The following is a 16606-nucleotide window of genomic DNA, read 5'->3' as shown; positions in this document are numbered from 1 at the left end:
GACTGATGATGCTGATGCTGATGCTGGTGATTCTGCCAGGTCTCGGCTTCGTCGGCATTCAAGGTTTCCGCGGCTTCTTTGACGAAAGCGCCAACGTCGCCAGCGTCAACGGTCACAAGATCACTCGTGTCGACTATGACAGCGCCGCGCGTCAGCAGATGGACCAGGCGCGCCAGATGATGGGCGCGCAGTTCGACGCCAGCATGTTCGACACGCCGCAGCATCGCAAGGACATCCTCGACGGTCTGATCCAGCAGCGCGTGCTCGCCGACGAAGTGCAGCGTCTGCATCTGACGGCATCGGACGAAGCGGTGCGCCGCACGCTGCTCGCCGATCCGATCATCTCGTCGCTCAAGAATCCTGACGGTTCAATCGATCTCGACAAGTACAAGCAGTTGCTCGCGATGCAGGGCATGACGCCCGAGCAGTACGACGAGCGTGTGCGTTACAGCCTCGCGATGCAGCAGTTGCCCGCCGCGCTTGTGAACAGCGCGTTCACGCCGAAGGCGCTCGCGCAGCAACTCACGGGTCTGTCGGAGCAGCAGCGTGACGTGCAGGGCCTCGCGTTCCACGCGAGCGACTATGCACCGAAGGTGCAGCCGACCGACGCGCAGATGCAAGCCTATTACGACGCGCACAAGAACGAGTTCGCTACGCCCGCAACGGCGCAGATCCAGTATCTGGTGCTGTCGGCGGCCACGGTCGCGGCCACGGTCAACCCGAGCGACGCCGATCTCAAGAAGTACTACGACGACAACATCGCGCACTACAAGTCGCAGGAAGAAGTGCGCGCTAGCCACATCCTGATCACGGTTTCGAAGGACGCCAGCGCGGCTGATCGCGCGGCTGCGAAGCAGAAGGCCGAGCAGATTCTCGCCGACGTGAAGGCACATCCGGATCAGTTCGCGCAGCTCGCTCAGAAGGATTCGCAGGATCCCGGCTCGGCCGCCAAGGGTGGCGACCTCGGTTACTTCGGTCCGGGCATGATCGCAGGCGGTCAGGCCTTCGACGACGCCGTCTTCAAGCTCAAGAAGGACGAGATCAGCGACGTGATCCAGTCGGACTTTGGCTACCACATCGTCAAGGTCACGGACATCAAGCCGTCGGTGACGAAGCCGTTCGATGACGTGAAGGGGCAGATTCTCAACGACGTGAAGACGCAGCAGGCCGCGAAGGTGCTCGCCGACACGACGGAAGGCTTTACCTCGACGGTCTACGAACAGGCTAAGAGCCTGCAGCCGGCCGCCGACAAGTACAAGCTGACGATCCAGACCGCTACGGTCACGCCGAAGCCGAATCCCGCGCTGCCGCCGGATAGCCCGCTGAACAACCAGAAGTTCCTGGATGCGGTGTTTGCGAACGATTCGGTGAACAGCCACAACAACACTCAGGCAATCGAGGTGGGCAACAGCACGCTGATCTCGGCGCATGTGACGAACTTCCAGCCCGCTGCCGTACCGGCGTTTGCCGCGGTCAAGGATGCGGTGCGTCAGAAGGTGGTTGTGCAGCAGGCTGCCGATATGGCGCGCAAGGACGGCGAAGCGAAGCTGGCCGACCTGCAGAAGTCGAAGTCGACCGATGGTTTCTCGTCGGCGCTGAAGGTGTCGCGTAACGACGCACAAGGTCTGCCGCCCCATGCGCTGTCCGCCGTGTTCAAGGCCGATGGAGCCAAGCTGCCCGCCTACGTGGGTGTCGATCTCGGCAACGACGGTTACGCGATCTACCGCGTCAACAGCGTGACGAACGGCCCCGCAGTCGATGGCCAGCGTCTCGCGGCAGCGCAGCAGCAGCTTGCCGGCGTCGGCGGTCAGTCGCAGACCCAGGCGTATCTGGATGCGCTGCGCGATCGCTCGAAGGTCAAGTACTATGGCACGCTCGGTGGCTCGAACCAGCAGAGCGACGGTGATGGCCAGTAAGCCCTCGCTTTAAAGCTACAAACGAAAACGCCCCGCAATCTGCGGGGCGTTTTGCTTTTTGCGCGTTGCTGGATAAGCGGCGCGCAGGTATTCAGAAGCAGCACATCACAGGCAGGCGCTGATATCGCTCGTGGCGTCGCCTCCCGCACCGCCGCCGGAGCGGAAGCCCACCCACGTCTTAGCGTTGGCGTTCCAGGCCGGACGAACCGTCGCGGCTGCGCCGTTAGGCGGCTGCTGGCCAGGCACATAGACATCCACGGCCTGGTCGTTGGCGAGCACGCTTTGCGAGACCACCTGCGTCTGCGACTTATCGGCCCACTTCTTGGCGATGCACTGGGCAACGGCCGTTGGCGGTTGCTGGCTGGTGCCGACCGATTGCGTACCGGCGGGCATCGGCTGATTGGCGCAGGCAGCAAGGGCTGCCGTTACGACAATAAGAGGTAAATATTTCACGTTTTATCCCTCCAGTCAGGGTCAATCTGAGATTGGACGAAGTCTCTCGTCCGGCGCAAAAAATGTGACCTGATGCACGACGCTCCTCTGTCAGACGCGCTGTCTAAAAATAACAGCGCAGAACAGCGCGTCTGACAGCGGCAGGATACGCGGCACTGCGCCGGAACGCGCGCCACGTGCCCGCTAGCGCTGCGCGCTGCCGCCAAGCAGCGGCTTGAGCGTCGGCCACACGTTGTCGAGGAGCAAGGGCTGTGCCTGCTGGGTGGGATGCATCTGGTCCGTCTGGAAAAGATCGGGTTTGTTCTCAAGCCCCGCGAGCAGGAACGGCACGAGCGGAACGTGCAGTTCCTTCGAGAGCTGGCCGTAGAGACCGTGGAATTGCTGCGTGTAGTCGGGGCCATAGTTCGGCGGCACATACATGCCCACCAGCACCGGCTGCGCATGACCCTGACGGATCTGCGCGACGATGGCGCGCAGATTGCTGCCGGTAGTCGCGAGCGGCACGCCGCGCAAGGCGTCGTTGGCGCCCAGCTCGACGATCACGACCGAGGGCTTCATGCGTTGCATCACCAGCGGCAGGCGCGCCAGGCCTCCGCTCGTGGTGTCGCCGCTGATGCTGGCATTCGCGACGCTATAATCGATCCGCTCGCTCGTCAGGCGCTGACGCAGCAAGGCCACCCATCCGGTGTCGCGCGGCAGGCCGTATTCGGCGGACAGGCTGTCGCCCAGTACGGCGATCACGGGTTTCGCCGTCGCAGGTTGCGCAGCAGGTGGCGTGGCCGCCGGTGTGGCAGCCTCAGCGGCATTGAGCGCGGCGCAGGGCAGTGCGACCGCCGCAAGCAGCACGAATGCGGTTACGAATGACGCGCGGCGTCCAGAGGCGTGTTTCCTGTCGGCTAATCTTTGCTTCATCATGTGCGAATGAATAGCGATCCAGTCATCGAAGTGCGGGGTTTGAGCAAGCGCGTCACCGACGCGGCGGGCGAACTGACGATCCTCGACGGCATCGACATGAGCGTGCACGCGGGCAGCAGCGTGGCGATCGTCGGCGCATCGGGCTCGGGCAAGTCTACGCTGCTGGGCCTGCTGGCCGGTTTGGACAGCGCAAGCGCCGGCTCGGTTCGACTGCTTGGGCATGAGCTTACCGGTATGGCCGAGGATCGTCGCGCCGCGTTGCGCAATGGCGCGGTCGGCTTCGTGTTCCAGTCGTTCCAGTTGATGCCGCATCTGACCGCGCTGGAAAACGTCGCATTGCCGCTTGAACTGCAGGGCGGTCTGAGCACCCGCGAGGCCTTCACGCGCGCGCGTGCGCTCCTGGAGCGCGTGGGGCTCGGCCAGCGCACTGGCCATTATCCCAAGTTGCTTTCGGGCGGCGAACAGCAGCGCGTGGCGCTCGCGCGCGCCTTCGTCACCCATCCATCTGTCCTTTTCGCCGACGAACCCACCGGCAGCCTCGACGCCGCCACGGGCCACGCCGTCATCGACCTGATGTTCGAACTGAACCGCGCGAACGGCGCGACGCTCGTGCTGGTCACGCACGACATCGACCTCGCGCGCCGCTGCGACACCGTCGTGACGATCGAAGCGGGGCGCCGCGTGCCGAACGCGCTGCACGTCGACGGCCCGGAAGACGCCAGCGATCGCATCGAAGCCGCTCGCTAGGCGGCGTCTACAAAAAAACAGGGCGCGCACGGCAATCACCGCGCACGCCCTTTTTACTTCAGCACAACCTCAATCGTTCAACGCTTGAGCGCCGCGCGTGCCCGCGCGATCAGCGCGCTCGTGGACGAATCGTGCGCCTTCACGTCGCCGCTTGCCGCAGTGAGATCGGCTTCCACAACCTTGCCGAGGATCTTGCCAAGCTCCACGCCCCACTGGTCGAACGGGTTGATATTCCACACCGACGCCTGCACCAGCACCTTATGCTCGTACAGCGCGATCAGCGCGCCGAGCGAGCGCGCCGTGAGCGCGTCGACGAGCAGCGTCGTGGTCGGGCGATTGCCGGGGAACATGATGTGCGGCACGAGTTCGGGCTTGTCGGGGCCGGCGATCTTCTTCGCTTCTTCCTCGGTGCGTCCGAGCATCATCGCTTCGCTCTGCGCAAAGCAGTTGGCGAGCAGCTTCGGATGATGATCGGCGAGCGGATGCTCGGGCGTGAGCACGGCGATAAAGTCGATCGGCACGATCGTCGTGCCCTGGTGCAGCATCTGGAAGAACGCGTGCTGGCCGTTGGTGCCCGGCTCGCCCCACGTGATGGCCGAAGTCGCGTAATCGACAAACTTGCCGTCCAGACGCGCCTGTTTGCCGTTACTCTCCATTTCGAGCTGCTGGAGATAAGAGGGCAGGTAGTGCAATGCTTCGGAGTACGGAGCGACCAGGTAGCTTTGCGAGCCGAAGAAGTTGCGATACCAGATGCCGATCATGCCGAGCAGCACCGGCAGGTTCTTTTCCAGCGGCGCGGTGCTGAAATGCTCGTCCATATCGTGCGCACCGGCCAGCAGTTCGTCGAACTGCTGCGGCCCGATCGCAATCATGATGGAGAGACCGACGGCCGACCACAGCGAATAGCGCCCGCCAACCCAGTCCCACATCTCGAAGACATTCTCTTTGGCGATGCCGAACTTGACGACTTCAGCAGGATTCGCCGATACGCCCACGAAATGCTTCGCGAGCGCGTCTTCCGGGCAACCGTGCTTGACGAACCAGTCGCGCATCGAGCGCGCGTTCGTCATGGTTTCGAGCGTCGTGAAGGTCTTGGAGACGATGATTGCCAACGTCTCTTCCGGATCGATGTTTTCGATCACGCGCCACAGATCGGCGCCATCGACGTTCGAGACGAAGTGCGAGTCAAGCTCCGGCGCTTCCAGATGCTTGAGCGCGTGCACGACCATCTTCGGCCCGAGGTCCGAGCCGCCGATGCCGATGTTGACAATGTGGCGAATGCGTTTGCCGGTGTAGCCCGTCCAGGCGCCGCTGCGCACGGCGTCGGCGAACTTCGCCATCTTCGCTTTCTCGGCGAGTACCTGGGCGTGGAACGGCGCGTTCGGTTCGGTGGCGCGCAGCGCCGTGTGCAGGGCGGCGCGGCCTTCGGTCGGGTTGACGACTTCGCCGGCGAACATCGCGTCGCGGCGCTGTTCGACGCCGGCCTCGCGCGCGAGCTGCACGAGCAGCTTGAGCGTGGCGTCATTGATGCGGTTTTTCGAGAAGTCGGCTGCAAGACCGCCGCCCGCGTATGTATAGCGTTCGGCGCGGGTCGGCGCGGGATCGTTGGCGGGTGCGAACCAGTCGCGCATCTGTTCGTTGCGGATCTGTTCGTAATGCGTCTGTAGCGCGGACCAGGCAGGGAGCGGATTCGTCATGTTCGTCTAGCGAGGGAAAACGAATGAAGGGCGGCGGACGGCGTCAGCCGGTCAGGCCGACGCACGCGTCACGCGCTGCGGGGAAGCGCGCCACCGGTGGGCAGCGCACGAAAGATCAGTATAGCGGGCCTGGGCGAGGCTGAGCACCGGGGCGGCTGTGCTAACGGAATCAGCGAAACGTTAGCAAACGCCGTGCCGCGATTTCTCTCACTATGTGGCCGATCTTCAATCGTTCGCCGCGTAGAAAAGCCGGTTGACGAGGCGTCGCACCATCGGCGCGAGTTCGCCCGCGGCGAGTCCCGCCGGACCGTCGCCTTGCGCGACCAGCGCATCGGCGGCGAGGCCGTGCAGATAGACGCCTGCCAGCGCCGCTTCGAAGGGCGGCAGGCGCTGCGCGAGCAGTGCGCCGATCAAGCCGCCGAGCACGTCGCCGGTGCCGCCCGTCGCGAGCGCCGCGTTGCCCGTCGGGTTGATGGCGAGGCGTCCGTTCGGTGCGGCGATCACCGTGCCGCTGCCCTTGAGCACCACGACCGCCTCGTAACGCGCGGCGAGCGCACGCGCCGAGGCCAGCCGGTCGCGCTGCACCTCAGCCGTATCCGTGCCGAGCAGACGCGCGGCTTCGAGCGGATGCGGAGTCAGCACACACGGCGCGCTGCGCCTGCGCCCATGTTCGCAGACGTGCGCGGCGAGCGCCTCGTCGCGGGCGACGAGATTGAGCGCGTCGGCGTCGAGCAGCACAGCGGTGTCTAGCCGCAGGATGCGCTCGACCAGTTGTCGCGCCGATGCGCTACCGCCCATGCCGCAACCCGCCGCCACGGCGCTCATCGCGTCGAGCGCGAGCTTGCCCGCGCTGTGCAGCATCAGTTCGGGATGCGGCGCGTCATAGGGCGGCGCGTCGCTGCCGAGAAACCCGACGTTCACCTTGCCCGCGCCCGCGAGCAGGGCGGCGCGCGCGGCGAGAATCGGCGCGCCGCACATACCTGTGTCGCCGCCGATGACGGCCAGCGTGCCGAAGCTGCCCTTGTGGGTTGCGAAGTCGCGCGCGGGCATGGACGGCCCGAACAGCGCAGTGGCGTTGAGTTGGGCGATGTGTGCGCTTTGCGGCGCAAGCGGCGATTCAATTCCGATCGGCGCCACGCTTACCAGACCCGCGTAATCGCGCCCCACGCCCGTATAAAGCCCCGGCTTCGCGGCGATGAAGGTGACCGTGTGACTGGCGCGCACGGCCGTGCCGCCGCCGACCACGTTACCGGTGTCGGTATCGAGACCGCTCGGCACGTCGAGCGCGAGCACGTGGCCACGCTCGCGCGTGCGTGCCGACAGGCGTTCGGCCAGCGCGCCGAACTCGCCGTCGAGCGCGCGCGCAAGGCCAATGCCGAACAGCCCGTCGACAAGCCAGCCATAGCCGTCGAACGAGGCGGGCGGCGTCTGCGTGATCGGCACGCCGGCGGCGCGCGCTTCGGCGAGCGCCCAGCGCGCGTCGTCGGGTTTCACTTCGACGGGCATGCAGACTTCGCAGTCGATGCCCGCGCGCTTGAGCGCGGCGGCGGCCACCAGCGCGTCGCCGCCGTTATTGCCCGGTCCGGCGGCAAACCACACGGGACGTGCGCTGGCCGCCGACGGCGCATGCAGGATCTGTTCGCGCAGGAAGTGTGCGGCGGCGGCGCCCGCGCGCGCCATCAGCGTATGGGCGGGCAGCGACGCCTGGGCGGCATGCTCGCGCTCGCGCAGTTGCGCGACGGTGAGCAGCGCCACGGCGCGGTCATGCGGATTGACGAGGGTAGGGTGAGAAGGCGTGGCGTCTGTCATGGTGGCGAAGCGTGCAGGCAAGCACGCGGAAAATCGACACTGCAACGATACCCGAGCGACGCCGGCCCGGGTCCGTAAAAAGGCTCGCTGAGAGGCTAGCTCAGAGGCTAGCTGCGGGACTAACTGCGGGACTAACTGCGCCCCGGCGAGAGCGCCTCGACCGTTTCGCCAGGCAGTTCGGGCGCGGTGCCCGATACCTGAGCGGCGATCAGTCGTGCCGAGCCTAGCGCAAGTGCCCAGCCCGACGGGCCGTGCCCCGCGTTGACGAACAGGCGCGGACTACCGGCGTTGCCCACCGCCGGCAGGCCGTCCGCGGAAAGCAGTTTCATCCCTTCCCACGCGAGCGCCGCCGAGATGCGCGCAGCGCCCGGCGCCCAGTCTCGCGATGCTTCGCCGAGCAGGGCGAGCGCCTCTTCGGTGAGCGCCTCGGGCAGGGCTTGCTCGAGCTGCTTGGTGCGCTGGAGCACCGCGCCGCCTGCGATACGCAGCCGGTGATTCGTGCGCGTGACGACGATGCGCCGAGCGGCATCGACGAGCGTGGAACCGGGCACGCATTCTTCGTGTGCGACCGGCGCGTTGAGCGTATGCATGCGCACCGGATAGAACGGCAGCTTGATGCCGAGCGGCGCGAGCAGCTTCGGCGTCTGCGCGCCCGCCGCGACCACCACCGCATCGGCGGAGATGACTTCGACGTCGCGGTGCTTGCCCGCTTCGTCGGGGCGCGGCGCGAGTTCCACAGCAGCACGCTGGCTTTCGACACGAATCGCGCTCACTGTGCGCCCGGTCTCGAACTGCACGCCGCCGAGCGTATCGAGCGTCTGCTTGAGCTGCTTGACGAACAGCGGACAGTTGGCGACGCGCCCCTGATCGAAACGCACCGCGCCCGCAAATGGCGGATCGGCGGGAATCGTGTGCTCGGCGGCCACGCATTCGTGGGGCGTCAGCACGTGATGCGGCGTCTCGAAGCGGCGCAGCAGTTCCAGCGCGGGCTGGTTGAGCGACCATTCGTCGTTGCCGCGCACGAGATAGAGCAGGCCTTCGCGCTGCTCGTATTCAAGCTGGAAGCGGGTTTCGACATCGTCGAGCGCAGCCTGCGCCGACTCGATCAGCGGACGCAGCAGCGCATAGCGCGCCGCGAACGCTTCGGAGCCGTGCAGCGTGGCGAGGCGCTTGACGAACGCGCGCGCCTGGCCAGTGAAGCCGGTCTTGCAGATCACGCCGCCCGACGAGTGCCGGCCGTTGCGCAGAAAGGTGGGGCCGAACCAGACGTCGAGCGGCGTGGGCAGCACGATGCCGCTATGACCGTAGCTTGCGCCCTGCGCGACGGTGGCGTGGCGCTCGACCACGCAGACGCGATGGCCCGCCGCGCGCAACTGGTAGGCGGTGGCGACGCCGGCAATTCCGCCGCCAATGACGATGACATCCATGATGATTCGATCTGCAGGCAGGCGGTGCGCTGTCGGCCGTCGAAGACCTGGCGCCCTGCCGAAGAGGGTGAGACGTGCGACGCACGCGTAGCGCTGCGCCGATCGGGTGAAACGCGCAATCATAGCAGTCAATTGGGCGTCGTCGCCATGCGCGCGGCAGTGCCGAGGTGCGCCAGGATCGGCTCCACGCCTGCGGGCCGATCGCGCAGACATCGCAAAAAAACGGCTCAGTGAAGCGCGAATGATCGCCGCGGCGTTTTCCCATATCGCGAAAAGGCGTACGGACGTGCTTCGCGCAGTGTCGTCAGAGCGCCGCCAGGGCGGTCGGAGAGGGGCTTCCGGGTTATAATCGCGGTCTCCCTTCGCCTGACCGTCGCCACCGCCCCGCGCGACGCATCGCCACCTTGCGACGCAACCGCGCGAGGCGAAGCCGCGATGTAACCTCGACGCAACGCCCCAGTCCATGGCCCACTTCTCGTGTTTCCCCGGTGCTTCGGCCCTTTCCGACTTCCGTCAGACCCGCCTGCTCGACACGCTCCAGCGTATCGACGCCAACATCGTCGGCGTGCACGGCCAGTATCTGCACTTCGTCAACTCGGCCACGCCGCTTAACGCTGACGACAGCGCGAAGATCGAAGCGCTGATGCACTACGGCGCGCCGTTCGCGGCTGCGCAGGAGCGCGGCAGCGCGGTGACCTTCCTTGTCGTGCCGCGCTTTGGCACGGTGTCGCCGTGGGCCTCCAAGGCCACCGATATCGCGCTTCACTGCGGCCTCGAGCAGGTGCGCCGTATCGAGCGTGGCGTCGAATACACGGTGATCCTCAAGAGCGGTTTGCTCGGCGGCAAGAAGACGCTGTCGGACGACGCGCACGCGCAGGTTGCCGCCGCGCTGCACGACCGCATGACCGAGAGCGTGGCGCCGTCGCGCGACGCCGCGCTGCATCTGTTCGACGAACTGCCGGCGCGCCCGATGCAGACGGTCGACGTGCTCGGCCACGGCCGCGCGGCGCTGGAAACGGCCAATGGCGAGCTGGGCCTCGCGCTCGCCGACGACGAAATCGACTATCTGGTCGAGAACTTCACGAAGCTCGGCCGCAATCCGACCGACGTCGAACTGATGATGTTCGCGCAGGCGAACAGCGAGCACTGCCGCCACAAGATCTTCAACGCGAGCTGGACGATCGACGGTCAGGACCAGGATCTGTCGCTCTTCGCGATGATCCGCAACACCGAAAAGATCAGCCCGCAAGGCACCATCGTCGCGTATTCGGACAACTCGTCGATCATGGAAGGCGCGGTCGCGGAGCGCTGGTTCCCGCGCAAGACGGGCGCTGACGGCACGCCGGGCGAGCAGTACGGCCGCCACACCGAACTCACGCACACGCTGATGAAGGTGGAGACGCACAACCACCCGACCGCGATCTCGCCGTTCGCAGGCGCGGCCACGGGCTCGGGCGGCGAAATCCGCGACGAAGGCGCAACGGGCCGCGGCGCGCGTCCGAAGGCCGGTCTCACGGGCTTCACGGTCTCGAACCTCGATCTGCCCGATGCACGCGAAACGTGGGAAAACGCCCGCGACGCCGCCGTGCCGCTCGCGCACCGCAATCCTGCCGATGCGCATGGCACCTATGGCCGCCCGGACCGCATCGCCTCGCCGCTGCAGATCATGATCGACGGGCCGCTGGGCGGCGCCGCGTTCAACAACGAATTCGGTCGTCCGAACCTGGGCGGCTACTTCCGCGTCTACGAGCAGAACGTCGCGGGCACCGTGCGCGGCTACCACAAGCCGATCATGATCGCCGGCGGCCTTGGCAACATCAGCGACCAGCACACCCACAAGCACGACCTGCCCGCAGGCTCGCTGCTGATCCAGATCGGCGGCCCCGGCATGCGTATCGGCATGGGCGGCGGCGCCGCCAGCTCGATGGCGACCGGTACCAACACCGCCGAACTCGACTTCGACTCGGTTCAGCGCGGCAACCCGGAAATCGAACGTCGCGCGCAGGAAGTCATCAACTCGTGCTGGCAACTGGGCGAAGGCAATCCGATCCTGAGCATCCACGACGTGGGCGCGGGCGGTCTGTCGAACGCGTTCCCTGAACTCGTCGATGGCGCCGACAAGGGCGCGCGCTTCGAACTGCGCCAGGTTCAGCTTGAAGAATCGGGGCTCTCGCCGCGCGAAATCTGGTCGAACGAATCGCAGGAACGCTACGTTCTGGCGATCGCACCGGCCGATCTGCCCGCCTTCGAAGCGATCTGCGCGCGCGAGCGCTGCCCGTTCGCGGTCGTGGGCGTTGCCACCGAAGAGCGCGAACTCAAGCTGATCGACACCGACGAAAAGGCGCTCGCGGCCAATGGCGGCCACCAGCCCGTCGACATGCCGATGGACATCCTGCTCGGCAAGCCGCCGCGTATGCACCGCACGGTCGAACACGCGAGCACGCCGCTCGTGCCGGTCGACGTCACGGGCATCTCGCTCGACGAAGTCGCGAAGAGCGTGCTGCGTCACCCGACGGTCGGCAGCAAGTCCTTCCTCATCACCATCGGCGACCGCTCGGTGGGCGGCATGAACGTGCGCGACCAGATGGTCGGCCCGTGGCAGGTGCCGGTCGCAGACTGCGCAATCACCGCGCTCGACTACGCCGGCTTCAAGGGCGAAGCGATGACGATGGCCGAGCGCACGCCGCTGGCCGTCATCAATGCGCCCGCATCGGGCCGCATGGCCGTGGGCGAGGCGATCACCAACATCGCTTCGGCCCCCATCGCCTCGCTCGACAAGCTCAAGCTCTCCGCCAACTGGATGGCCGCGTGCGGCGCCCCGGGCGAAGACGCCGCCCTCTACGACACCGTGAAGGCGATCGGCATGGAGCTGTGCCCGGCGCTGGGCATCGGCATTCCGGTGGGCAAGGATTCGCTGTCGATGCGCACGAAGTGGAACGAAGAAGGCGTCGCCAAGGAAGTAGTCGCGCCGGTTTCGCTCATCATTTCCGCGTTCGCGCCGGTCGAAGACGTGCGCCGCCACCTCACGCCGCAACTGCGCCGCATCGACGAAGCGGGCGAATCGGTGCTGATCTCGATCGATCTGGGCCGTGGCAAGAACCGCATGGGCGGCTCGATCTTCGCGCAGGTCACGCAGCAGGTCGGCGACGCCGCGCCTGACGTCGATAGCGCCGAAGACCTCAAGCAGTTCTTCAACGCGATCCAGAAGCTCAACGCCAACGAGCAGGTGCTGGCGTACCACGACCGCTCGGACGGAGGCCTGTGGGCGACGGTCTGCGAAATGGCCTTTGCGGGCCACACCGGCGTGTCGCTGAACGTCGACATGCTCACGCTCGACGGCGAGCACGGCACGGACTTCGGCGACGCCAAGGACTGGGCGAAGCAGACCAGCGGCCGCCGCGACGACCGCACGCTGCGCGCGCTGTTCTCGGAAGAACTGGGCGCCGTGATCCAGGTGCCGGCAACGCAACGCGACGCCGTGATGGCGGTGCTGCGCGAGCACAACCTGTCGGTCTGCTCGAACGTGATCGGCACGCTCAACAACCGCGACTCGATCGAAATCTACCGCGACGCCAAGCGCATCTATGAAGCGCCGCGCTCCGAACTGCAGCGCGTGTGGAGCGAAGTGAGCTGGCGTATCGCGCGTCTGCGCGACAACCCCGCCTGCGCCGACGCCGAATACGACGCGCTGCTCGACGCCGCCGATCCGGGCATGCAGCCGACGCTCACGTTCGACGCGGCCGAAGACATCGCCGCGCCGTTCATCGGCACGGGCGCACGTCCGCGCGTCGCGATCCTGCGCGAGCAGGGCGTGAACTCGCACCTCGAAACCGCGTACGCGTTCGACCGCGCCGGCTTCGACGCGCACGACGTGCACATGAGCGACCTGCTGGAAGGCCGCGCCACGCTGGCTGACTTCGCGGGCGCAGTGGCCTGCGGCGGCTTCTCGTACGGCGACGTGCTGGGCGCGGGCGAAGGCTGGGCCAAGACGATCCGCTTCAATGCGCAGCTCGCGGACATGTTCGCGGCGTTCTTCGGGCGTCAGGACACCTTTGCGCTGGGTATCTGCAACGGCTGCCAGATGCTGTCGAGCCTCGCCTCGATGATTCCGGGCGCCGAAGCCTGGCCCAAGTTCACGCGCAACAAGTCGGAGCAGTTCGAAGCGCGCTTCTCGCTGGCCGAAGTGCAAAGCTCGCCGTCGATCTTCTTCGCCGGCATGGAAGGCTCGCGCATTCCGGTTGCGGTCGCGCACGGCGAAGGTTTCGCGGACTTCTCGCAGCAGGGCGATATCTCGAAGGTGGCGGTGGCGATGCGTTACGTCGATCACCGTGGCCAGGCCACCGAAGGCTATCCGTTCAACCCGAACGGCTCGCCGCAAGGCATCACCTCGGTCACGACCGCCGACGGCCGCTTCACCGTGCTGATGCCGCACATGGAGCGCGTGCACCGCACCGTGACGATGAGCTGGCACCCCGAAGGCTGGGGCGAAGCGAGCCCGTGGCTGCGCGCGTTCCAGAACGCCCGCAAGTGGGTGGGTTAAACGCCCTGGCCGCCTGAAGGGCGGCTCCCGCAGCATCCCGGAAACCCCGGTCATGGCCGCTACGGCGGCTGTGACCGGGGTTTTTCTTTGGCATGCGGCGAATAGCTGATTTAATCGCTGCAAATTGTGCGGTGATTAAATTGCCCATGCGGCGAATCCGCGTCATAATCACCGCATGAATAGCGGCGATTACACCTACATCTGGCAAGCCGGCGACTGGCCGGACTGGCGCTTCGACATCGCGGCGCTCGCTGGGCCCATGGTCGAAGCCAGCCGCGCCCAGGGCGTGCTGATGGGGCGTCTGGCGGATGTCGGCATGCGCCTGCGCGATCAGGCAAGTCTCGCGGCGCTGACCGAGGACGTGCTCAAGACCAGCGAAATCGAAGGCGAGCGCCTGAGCGCTGCATCGGTGCGCTCATCGATTGCGCGGCGTCTGGGCGTGGATATCGGCGCCTTGGCTCCGGTCGACCGGCATGTGGAAGGCGTGGTCGCCATGGTGCTCGACGCGACGGCCAGCAACCGCCAGCCGATCACGCGCGAACGCCTGTTCGGCTGGCATGCGGCGCTGTTTCCCACTGGCTACGCGGGCCTGTCGCGCATCACCGTCGGTGCCTGGCGTGACGACGCCACCGGGCCGATGCAAGTCGTGTCCGGTCCTATCGGGCGCCAGCGCGTGCATTTCGAGGCGCCGCCCGCGCCGCTGCTCGAAGCGCAGATGCAACGGTTTATCGACTGGGTCAACGCGCCCACGCCGATTCCGCCGCTTATCAAGGCGGGGCTAGGCCATCTGTGGTTCGTCACCTTGCATCCGTTCGACGACGGTAACGGCCGCATCGCGCGCGCGATCGGCGATCTGCTGCTCGCGCGCGCCGATGGCAGCACGCAACGCTTCTATAGTCTCTCGGCGCAGATCCAGCGCGAGCGCAAGGCGTATTACGAGATCCTCGAACGCACGCAGAAGGGCTCGATGGACGTGACGCAATGGCTGATGTGGTTTCTCGACACGCTCCATCGCGCTGTCGATCAGGCGCAGGTCACGCTGGATTCGGTGCTGGTCAAGGCGCGTTTCTGGCACCAGTGGGCCGACACGCCGTTCAACGAACGGCAGGCGAAGCTGCTCAACAAACTGCTCGATGGCTTCGACGGCAAGCTCACCAGCAGCAAATGGGCGGCCATCGCCAAATGCTCATCCGATACGGCCTTGCGCGATATCAACGATCTGGTCGCGCGCGGCATGTTGCGTAAGGCCGAGGGTGGCGGCCGCAGCACGAGTTACGAATTGATGCCGTTGCCACAATGAGTTGCCATGAAAAAACCCCGCGCCTTTGCAGGTCGCGGGGTTTTGCAGCAGCGAAACCGCAATGCGGTTTTACTGGATCTTTGCTTGCGCGCGCAGTTGCTTTTCGAACGCGAGCAGCTTTTCCTGCTGGAGCTGCTGGACGATCTGCGGGCGTACCTGCTCGAGCGGCGGCGGGGCGATCGCGCGGATGTCGTCGACACGGATGATGTGCCAGCCGAACTGCGTGTGCACCGGCGTATCGGTGATCTGGCCTTTCTGCAGCGACGTTGCAGCAGCCGCGAATTCCGGCACGTAAGCCTTCGGATCCGACCAGTCGAGGTCGCCGCCGTTCTTCGCCGAACCCGGGTCCTTCGAGTACTGCTTGGCGAGGTCTTCGAAGCTTGCGCCGGCCTTGATCTTGGCGATCAGGTCCTTGGCCTGCTGCTCGTCGGCGACGAGGATGTGGTGCAGGTGATATTCCTTGCCGCCACCCGCGCCTTGCGTGACCTTGTCGTACATCGCCTTGACCTCGGCGTCGCTCGGCTGGTTGTTCTTGAGGAAGTCCTCGATCCACGCGTGCAGGATGACCTGCTGCTGCGCCATCGCCAGTTGTGCCTTCACGTCCGGACGATTCGGGATGCCCTGGCGTGCGGCTTCCTGCATCAGCACTTCGCGGTTGATCAGTTCCTCACGCACGGCCTTTTGCAGATCCGGCGTATCTTGCTGGCCCTGGGCCACGACCTGGGCGACGAGCGCGTTGGCGCGCGACGTCGGAATCGGCGTGCCGTTCACAACGGCGACATTCTGCGCAAAGGCGGGAGCCGCCGCGCACGCAGCCAGCAACACCCAGAGACGGGTTTTCTTCAAGGTCATCGAAAAATCCTGATAGGGCGAATCAAAGGACAAATAAGGCAAATCAAAGCGGGGCTTGACGGGGCAGCGCTGCGGCTTCTTCGGGCGTGAGCGCCGTGATCGCAAGGGCGTGAATGCCGCGCTGCATGGCCTCGGCCAGCGCATCATACACCAAGCGATGCCTTGCTACGCGGGCTTTCCCCATGAATGCGGCCGCAACGATCGTGACATGAAAATGACCGCCGGCAGACGCGCCGGCATGGCCCGCGTGCAGCGCGCTGTCGTCGCGCACGACGATCGATTCGACCGGCGCGAGCGCTGCGGTGAGGCGCGTTTCGATCAGCGCGAGGCGCTCGGCGGGACTGGCGTTGAGGAACACGTCGCTCATTCTTCTTCCTTCATGTGACGCGACAGCCAGAGGCTCTGGCCGACGATAAACACGACCAGGATGCCGGTCGCGCCAAACAGTTTGAAATCGACCCACGCGTCAGTGGAAAAGTGGAAGGCGACGAACAGATTGAGAATGCCGAGCAGCGCGAAGAAGATCGACCAGACGAAGTTCAGTTGCGTCCAGACGCGGTGCGGCAGGGAGATCTGCTTGCCCATCATCGCTTCGATGAGGTTCTTGCCGAACGCCACCTGCGAGACCAGCAGCACAACCGAGAAGGCCCAATAGAGCACGGTGGGCTTCCACTTGATGAAGGTTTCGTCGTGCAGGATCAGCGTGGCGCCGCCGAATACGACGACGATGCCCAGCGACAGCCACAGCATCGGATCGACCTTGCGGTGCCGGAACGCCACCCAGGCGATCTGCACGAGCGTTGCGACGATGGCCACGGTCGTGGCCGTGTAGATGCCCCATACCTTGAAGGCGACGAAGAACAGGATGATCGGGAACAGATCAAACAGAAATTTCATTATCGGCCTGGAGTCCGCAAAAAGAGCCGCAAAAAGGGGCGCGACATCGGGAA

General features: G+C 65.7%; 12 protein-coding genes. 4 read left to right on the top strand and 8 right to left on the bottom strand.

What is annotated here, in order from left to right; genetic code table 11:
• Positions 1-2: 2 nt before the first annotated feature.
• Positions 3-1916 carry a SurA N-terminal domain-containing protein gene (locus VG320_RS21220; protein WP_327202032.1) on the top strand — a complete coding sequence of 638 codons (1914 nt, stop codon included), beginning with the start codon at positions 3-5 and terminating at the stop codon, positions 1914-1916.
• A 105-nt stretch (positions 1917-2021) separates the two neighbouring features.
• Here the strand turns inward: VG320_RS21220 and VG320_RS21215 are convergent, their stop codons facing one another.
• Together VG320_RS21215 and VG320_RS21210 are read right to left on the bottom strand one after the other, a co-directional pair.
• Complete coding sequence (locus tag VG320_RS21215; RefSeq protein WP_327202031.1) at positions 2022-2369, bottom strand: hypothetical protein; 348 nt, start codon at positions 2367-2369, stop codon at positions 2022-2024.
• 183 nt (positions 2370-2552) lie between these two features.
• Positions 2553-3215, bottom strand: a complete 663-nt coding sequence (locus VG320_RS21210) for an arylesterase (RefSeq protein WP_327202033.1) — start codon at positions 3213-3215, stop codon at positions 2553-2555.
• Positions 3216-3290: 75 nt separating this feature from the next.
• Here VG320_RS21210 and VG320_RS21205 point away from each other — a divergent pair, with 75 nt between their 5' ends.
• Entirely contained in the window at positions 3291-4031 is a 741-nt protein-coding gene (locus VG320_RS21205) for an ABC transporter ATP-binding protein (protein ID WP_414696091.1), read from the top strand.
• A 77-nt stretch (positions 4032-4108) separates the two neighbouring features.
• Here VG320_RS21205 and pgi read toward each other — a convergent pair whose 3' ends face one another.
• From pgi to VG320_RS21190, 3 genes are all read right to left on the bottom strand, one after another.
• Positions 4109-5728 (bottom strand): glucose-6-phosphate isomerase, encoded by a 1620-nt coding sequence (gene pgi / locus VG320_RS21200; RefSeq protein WP_327202028.1) that lies wholly within the window; start codon positions 5726-5728, stop codon positions 4109-4111.
• A gap of 225 nt (positions 5729-5953) precedes the next feature.
• Complete coding sequence (locus tag VG320_RS21195) at positions 5954-7537, bottom strand: NAD(P)H-hydrate dehydratase (protein ID WP_327202027.1); 1584 nt, start codon at positions 7535-7537, stop codon at positions 5954-5956.
• 131 nt (positions 7538-7668) lie between these two features.
• Positions 7669-8964 (bottom strand): FAD-dependent oxidoreductase, encoded by a 1296-nt coding sequence (locus tag VG320_RS21190; protein WP_327202026.1) that lies wholly within the window; start codon positions 8962-8964, stop codon positions 7669-7671.
• 463 nt (positions 8965-9427) lie between these two features.
• Here VG320_RS21190 and purL point away from each other — a divergent pair, with 463 nt between their 5' ends.
• Together purL and VG320_RS21180 are read left to right on the top strand one after the other, a co-directional pair.
• On the top strand, positions 9428-13504 hold the full coding sequence (gene purL / locus VG320_RS21185; protein WP_327202025.1) for a phosphoribosylformylglycinamidine synthase: 4077 nt from the start codon (positions 9428-9430) through the stop codon (positions 13502-13504).
• Between the two features lie 175 nt (positions 13505-13679).
• Positions 13680-14804 (top strand): Fic family protein, encoded by a 1125-nt coding sequence (locus tag VG320_RS21180; RefSeq protein WP_327202024.1) that lies wholly within the window; start codon positions 13680-13682, stop codon positions 14802-14804.
• A 69-nt stretch (positions 14805-14873) separates the two neighbouring features.
• On the opposite strand, the gene VG320_RS21175 is transcribed toward VG320_RS21180, so the two are convergent.
• The 3 genes from VG320_RS21175 to VG320_RS21165 are packed head-to-tail and all read right to left on the bottom strand — an operon-like array spanning position 14874 to position 16553.
• Positions 14874-15656 (bottom strand): peptidylprolyl isomerase, encoded by a 783-nt coding sequence (locus tag VG320_RS21175; protein ID WP_327202023.1) that lies wholly within the window; start codon positions 15654-15656, stop codon positions 14874-14876.
• Positions 15657-15699: 43 nt separating this feature from the next.
• Entirely contained in the window at positions 15700-16023 is a 324-nt protein-coding gene (locus tag VG320_RS21170) for a BolA family protein (RefSeq protein ID WP_144271246.1), read from the bottom strand.
• Entirely contained in the window at positions 16020-16553 is a 534-nt protein-coding gene (locus VG320_RS21165; RefSeq protein WP_327202022.1) for a septation protein A, read from the bottom strand. Before VG320_RS21165 ends, VG320_RS21170 begins: the two co-directional genes overlap by 4 nt.
• Positions 16554-16606: the final 53 nt, after the last annotated feature.

This window comes from Paraburkholderia sp. (assembly GCF_035948235.1).
In the GTDB taxonomy this organism is placed as follows: Bacteria; Pseudomonadota; Gammaproteobacteria; order Burkholderiales; family Burkholderiaceae; genus Paraburkholderia.
The sequence above is the reverse complement of the archived record's forward strand: the minus strand, read 5'-3'. Positions and strand labels throughout refer to the sequence as shown.

Bases quoted from the DNA above. Each gene is read 5' to 3' on its own strand.
- VG320_RS21165 (WP_327202022.1), bottom strand. From the start codon at position 16,553: ATGAAATTTCTGTTTGATCTGTTCCCGATCATCCTGTTCTTCGTCGCC.
- VG320_RS21170 (WP_144271246.1), bottom strand. From the start codon at position 16,023: ATGAGCGACGTGTTCCTCAACGCCAGTCCCGCCGAGCGCCTCGCGCTG.
- VG320_RS21195 (WP_327202027.1), bottom strand. From the start codon at position 7,537: ATGACAGACGCCACGCCTTCTCACCCTACCCTCGTCAATCCGCATGAC.
- purL (WP_327202025.1), top strand. From the start codon at position 9,428: ATGGCCCACTTCTCGTGTTTCCCCGGTGCTTCGGCCCTTTCCGACTTC.
- pgi (WP_327202028.1), bottom strand. From the start codon at position 5,728: ATGACGAATCCGCTCCCTGCCTGGTCCGCGCTACAGACGCATTACGAA.
- VG320_RS21205 (WP_414696091.1), top strand. From the start codon at position 3,291: ATGAATAGCGATCCAGTCATCGAAGTGCGGGGTTTGAGCAAGCGCGTC.
- VG320_RS21180 (WP_327202024.1), top strand. From the start codon at position 13,680: ATGAATAGCGGCGATTACACCTACATCTGGCAAGCCGGCGACTGGCCG.
- VG320_RS21190 (WP_327202026.1), bottom strand. From the start codon at position 8,964: ATGGATGTCATCGTCATTGGCGGCGGAATTGCCGGCGTCGCCACCGCC.
- VG320_RS21175 (WP_327202023.1), bottom strand. From the start codon at position 15,656: ATGACCTTGAAGAAAACCCGTCTCTGGGTGTTGCTGGCTGCGTGCGCG.